The sequence below is a fragment of the uncultured Leptotrichia sp. genome, assembly GCF_938036635.1.
GTDB classification, from domain to species: Bacteria; Fusobacteriota; Fusobacteriia; order Fusobacteriales; family Leptotrichiaceae; genus Leptotrichia; species Leptotrichia hongkongensis.
The window spans coordinates 1-5,477 of sequence record NZ_CALHQO010000356.1 but is presented as its reverse complement, the minus strand read 5'-3'; the positions used below and the strand labels follow the sequence as shown (position 1 = coordinate 5,477).

Annotated in this window: 5 protein-coding genes and 1 pseudogene; all 6 read right to left on the bottom strand. The window is 29.8% G+C overall.

What is annotated here, in order from left to right:
- Nucleotides 1–84 precede the first annotated feature (84 nt).
- Nucleotides 85–483: a hypothetical protein gene (locus tag Q0370_RS07190; protein WP_299573977.1), complete on the bottom strand. Its 399-nt coding sequence runs from the start codon at nt 481–483 to the stop codon at nt 85–87.
- Nucleotides 484–614: 131 nt separating this feature from the next.
- Nucleotides 615–1,355, bottom strand: a complete 741-nt coding sequence (gene pyrF, locus Q0370_RS07185; protein WP_299573974.1) for an orotidine-5'-phosphate decarboxylase — start codon at nt 1,353–1,355, stop codon at nt 615–617.
- Between the two features lies 1 nt (nt 1,356).
- Nucleotides 1,357–1,758, bottom strand: a complete 402-nt coding sequence (locus Q0370_RS07180; protein WP_299573971.1) for a hypothetical protein — start codon at nt 1,756–1,758, stop codon at nt 1,357–1,359.
- A 37-nt stretch (nt 1,759–1,795) separates the two neighbouring features.
- Nucleotides 1,796–1,969, bottom strand: coding sequence for a hypothetical protein (locus tag Q0370_RS07175; protein WP_299573980.1), 174 nt, complete (start codon nt 1,967–1,969; stop codon nt 1,796–1,798).
- Between the two features lie 51 nt (nt 1,970–2,020).
- Nucleotides 2,021–2,947: pseudogene (gene pyrB / locus Q0370_RS07170) on the bottom strand (aspartate carbamoyltransferase); the annotation flags it as partial.
- Nucleotides 2,948–3,100: 153 nt separating this feature from the next.
- Nucleotides 3,101–5,320, bottom strand: coding sequence for a heavy metal translocating P-type ATPase (locus tag Q0370_RS07165; protein ID WP_299573968.1), 2,220 nt, complete (start codon nt 5,318–5,320; stop codon nt 3,101–3,103).
- Nucleotides 5,321–5,477: the final 157 nt, after the last annotated feature.

Here is a 5,477-nt window from a genome sequence, read left to right as displayed (position 1 = left end):
TTTTTAGAATGATAATCTTGTTATCTTCCATGTTTTACTCCTAAGTTTTATAGATATACTCATATTTCCTTAATACTTTATCTTTTATTTTCCTTCTAAACTTTTTAGCAATCTTTCCATTTTTAAAATCTGTAAATCCAATTTTTCATCTAATGTCATGTTTTTTTCTTTATTTCTTTTAGCTTTTGCTTCTAACCTTCTTTCTTGTTCTGGAGTAAGTCTTTTAGTTTTTGGTGCTTCCTTTTGAACTTGTCTTGGTGCTTGATTTGTTTCTTTTGTTTCTTCTGCTTCTTGTTCTTGTGATTGTTTTAATTCTGTTTCTGTGTTTTCTGTATTTTCCGTTTCATTTGTTTTTACCTCTTCTTGAGTCTGTTTTACATCCTCCATCTGAGTTTTTTCAACTTTAACATCTGTATTTTCACTATACCCTAACTGACATACTGCCAAAATTCCCAATGTTAATAACAATAAATTTTTTTTCATAAATTTTCTCCTTATTTTTTTTAAATTTTGTACACTCTATTTTAATACAGTTATCTTTGAATTCTATTTATTCTATTCTAAAATTTGATTTTTTTTATTACTTTAATTTTTTATTTCTTTGAAATAGTCCTTTATAATGCTTCTGAAATTTCCTCCAAAATTAATTTTGCACTTTCTTCTGGATTTGCAGCCCTAGTTATTGGGCGCCCAACTACAAGAAAATCTACCCCCTGTTTTATTGCATCTGCTGGCGTCATAATTCGTGTCTGGTCATCATTACTTTTCCCATCAGCATTTAATGTAAATTTAGGACGTACCCCAGGACAGACTGTTACAAAATTCTCTCCTAGTTTTTCTTTTACGTCCTTTGACTCCTGGGGTGAACACACAATTCCGTGCATTCCGCTATTTCTGGCAATTGTGGCAAGATTCAAAACAATTTCCTCTAATTTTAAATCACTTTTATACATTTCAAAAATATCATTTTCACCCAAGTTTGTCAAAATTGTCACTCCAATTAAAAGGCTTTCTGATTTACTTTCCTTTACCAATTCAGCAACTTCTTTCATAGTTTTGCTTCCATTTGAACAATGAATATTAAACATAAATACATTTTTTTTAATAGCATTCGCACAAGCCATTTTCACAGTATTCGTAATATCGTGAAATTTTAAATCCAAAAATACTTTTTTCCCCTTTTCGTGCAAATAATCTATTAATTTCCCGTCTGTATTTAGATAGCTCTCAAGCCCAACTTTATACATTGAAATATTATCTCCAAGTTTCTCTACAAGTCTTTTTGCATCTTCCATATTATCATAATCTAGTGCAACAAATATTCTGTCTTTTGCTTTCTCATCAATTCTAGCCATTCTAATCTTCCTTCCTTTTAACTTCTTTTATTTCAAACATTCCCATAAAAATTAGAGTCAAAATTTCTAAAATAAATATTGGAATTGCAATAAAAACAGCTGTCTGATGTAAATTCATAATTAACATTACCATTAGAATCTGAAAGACAAAAGTAATTCCCCATGCTTTAAAATGAAGTGTTATTCTGTAGTTTTGATTATCTGATTCCACATTTATAACTTTTTTAGGAGTTTTTATTAAAAAATTATTGTATACTTGAAGCATTTGTTCTCCATAGTCTACATCAATTTCTGTTTTTTCATTAAATTTTACTTCTACAATTTTTTCATCATTTATTTTTAATTTAAACCTATCTCCTGCACCATTAGAAGATATTTTGGATTCTATAATTATTTTAGGCATCTCTTTTCCTTTCTTTAATAAACTATTTTTAAATTAACTATTGAATTTTTATTTCATCTTCCAAAATTACTTTTTCACAATAAAAACATTTATATTTCGATTTTTCTTCCAAATTATTTTCATCTAATTTTTCAGAATCTTCTTTTATATGAATAAATTTTGCCTCAATATTTTCGTGATTTGAAATACATTTTGAATTATTGCATTTCATATTTTTTATATAATTGATATTTTGGGAATTTTTATATTCTGTATCTTGATTAAAAAAATCCTTATTTTTGTCTAACACAGTCATCATCATAGCCTGCCTTACTGGAATACCATTTTTAGCCTGCTTAAAATATAGTGCATATTTTGTATCATCTAAATCTGTTTCAATCTCATCTACCCTTGGCAAGGGATGAAGAATTATCATATCTCCTTTACATTTTCCAACTATATTTTCACGATTTATAACATAAATTCCTTTTACTTTCTCGTAATCCTTAATATCTGGAAATCGTTCTTTCTGAATTCTGGTCATGTAAAAAACATCAATTTTATCAAGACAGTCCCTAAAATCTTCTAAAATCTCATATTTTATCCCATTTTTTTTCAGATCTTCCAATAAATATTCAGGCATCTGCAATGACTGTGGTGCTACAAAATACATTACTGATGTATTAAAGTGTGTAAGTGCTTTTGCAAGTGAATGAACTGTTCTTCCATATTTCAAATCTCCAACAAATGCTATTTTTAAATTTTCAAGTGTTCCTTTTTCATCAAGAATTGTATATAAATCAAGTAAAGTCTGACTAGGGTGCTGATTTGATCCATCTCCTGCATTAATCACAGGCTTTTTTGAAGTTTCTGAGGCAAGTTTTGCCGCTCCATCAAGCGGATGCCTTACAACTATTAAATCTGAATAGCTTTCTACCATTTTGATTGTATCAGTAAATGATTCTCCTTTTTGAACAGATGACTGTTCTACAGGCGGTAATGAGAGAATATTAGCTCCCAATCGCATTGCTGCTGATTCAAAAGACATTTTTGTTCGTGTACTTGGTTCAAAAAATAATGTTGCAATTATTTTTCCATATAAAAATTTTAATTTTTTCTCTTCCGAACAATCTTCAATCTTTCTTGCCAACTCTAAAATATCAAGAATTTCCTTTTTTTTCATATCATTCATAGAAATAATATTTCCCACAGCCATCTCTCCTTGCAATTGAATATTTTCAAATAATTTTCTCAAATTTATGATAGCAAATTTTATTATTATTTGCAAACTTTTCTTTTTATAAAAAAAATCGGAAGTTAATCTAATTTGTCAGATATTTTCTTCCGATTTTTTATTTATATTTTAATTTTCATCAACTTTATATTTCAAGACTCTAGTTGCATTCAATACAGCAAGCAAGGCAACACCAACGTCTGCAAATACAGCTTCCCACATTGTTGCATCCCCAAAAAGCCCTAGAATTAGAACTATTAATTTTACAGCAAATGCTAAAGTAATATTTTGCCAAACAATTGTTTTAGTTTTTTTGGCTATTTTCATAGCAGTTACGATTTTTGAAGGTTCATCGTTCATTATTACAACATCGGCAGCTTCGATGGCGGCATCACTTCCAACACCTCCCATTGCGATTCCAATATCGGCTCTGGCAAGTACAGGAGCATCATTTATTCCATCTCCTACGAATACAACCTTCCCTTTTTCACTTTTAGTCTTGTAAATTTCTTCCAGTTTTTCAACTTTTTCATTTGGAAGCAGTTCAGCAAAAACTTTATCAATACCAAGCTTTTGAGCAATATTTTTACCAATTGCATTGTTATCACCTGTAAGCATTACAATTTCTTTGATTCCGTTTGCTTTCATCCCTTTGATTGCTTTTGGAGAATCTGCTTTTATTTCATCAGAAATTAGGATATTTCCGATATATTGCCCATCAAATGCAATGTAAATTATAGTTCCTAAATTTTCTTTTTCAGTAAATTTAATATTTTCCAAGTTCATCAATTTAGAATTTCCAGCCAAAATCTGATGATTATTTATGCTAGCTTTTATTCCAAATCCTGAAATTTCTTCAAAATCTTTTATAACGCTTCCATCAATTTTTGCAGTAGAATTTTCATATTCAGTAACTATTGACTGTGCAATAGGATGGTTTGAAAATTTTTCAATATGTGCAGCATATTTTAACAATAAAGATTGTGTCAAATCAGTTTTATTATTTTCAAAATCATTTATTTTCACATTATTTTCAACGTTTATTTCAGTAACTTTGAAGACACCTTTTGTCAAAGTTCCAGTCTTGTCCATAACAACACTTTCCACATCATTCAGTGCTTCCAGATAATTTGCACCTTTTACCAGAATCCCGTGTTTTGAAGCACCACCAATTCCACCAAAAAACCCTAATGGAATAGAGATAATCAAAGCACATGGACAAGATACAACAAGGAAAATTAAAGCACGATAAATCCAGTCTGTAAATGTTGCGCCTGAAATTAACAATGGAGGGAAAATTGCCATAATTAAAGCTGTTATTACAACTGCTGGAGTATAATATTTTGCAAATTTTGTAATAAAGTTTTCTGTTTTTGACTTTTTACTGCTGGCATTTTCCACCAAGTCAAGTATTTTGGAAACAGTTGATTCTGAAAACACTTTTGCAACTTCAATTTCCACAAGCCCTGTTTTATTTATAAATCCACTTAGGACATTGTCTCCTGTTTTTGCTTCACGTGGCAACGATTCTCCTGTTAGTGCAGAAGTGTCAAAAGTTGAATTTCCATTTATAATTTTTCCATCTAAAGGTACTTTTTCTCCTGGTTTTACTACAATAATGTCAGCAACTTTTATTTCTTCAGGATTTACTGTTTTTATTCCATTATCAGTTTTAAGATTTGCATAATCAGGACGAATATCCATCAATGCTATAATAGATTTTCTTGAATTATTAACTGCAATGCCTTGAAACAGTTCCCCAAGCTGATAGAATAGCATAACAGCCACACCTTCAGGATATTCCCCAATAGCAAATGCACCAACTGTAGCAATCGCCATCAAAAAGTTTTCGTCAAATACTTGCCCCTTTAAAATATTTTTTACAGCAGACAGCAGCACATCACCACCGATTATGAAATAACTTATTAGAAATACAGCTAATTTTGGAATAAATAAAGTTTTTGGAATAAAAATTCCTAAAACAAATAAAATTCCACCAATTAATAATTTTTTCTTTATTTTATCAGTATCCTCTTCTCCATGAGCGTGAGAGTGGCTATGGTCATGGGAGTGAGCGTGTGCATGAGAATGCGAGTGACTATGGCTGTGAGCATGAAGCTTTTTAGTAGAAATCTTTACTCCGTCCTTAATTTTACTTACTTCATCTTGAATAAATTTTGCCAGTTCATCTTGTGAAAAATTCTCAGATTCTATAATAACTCGTTTCCCAAGGAAATCGACAGTAGCTGCCTTAATCCTTTGCAATGTATTTAATTTACGTTCAATCTTAGCAGCACAATTTGGGCAGTCTACCCCATCAATAAACAATGTGCATTCATTAGTTTTCATGAACTTAACCTCCATTTTTTATTTATCAAATTTATTATTTATTTTATTTAAACGTATGAACATTTATTCATATGTTTATTTTACTATATTTAATATTTATTGTCAACAATTTTTTTTGATTAATCTCAAAGTTAATTTATTATAATTTAAACCATTA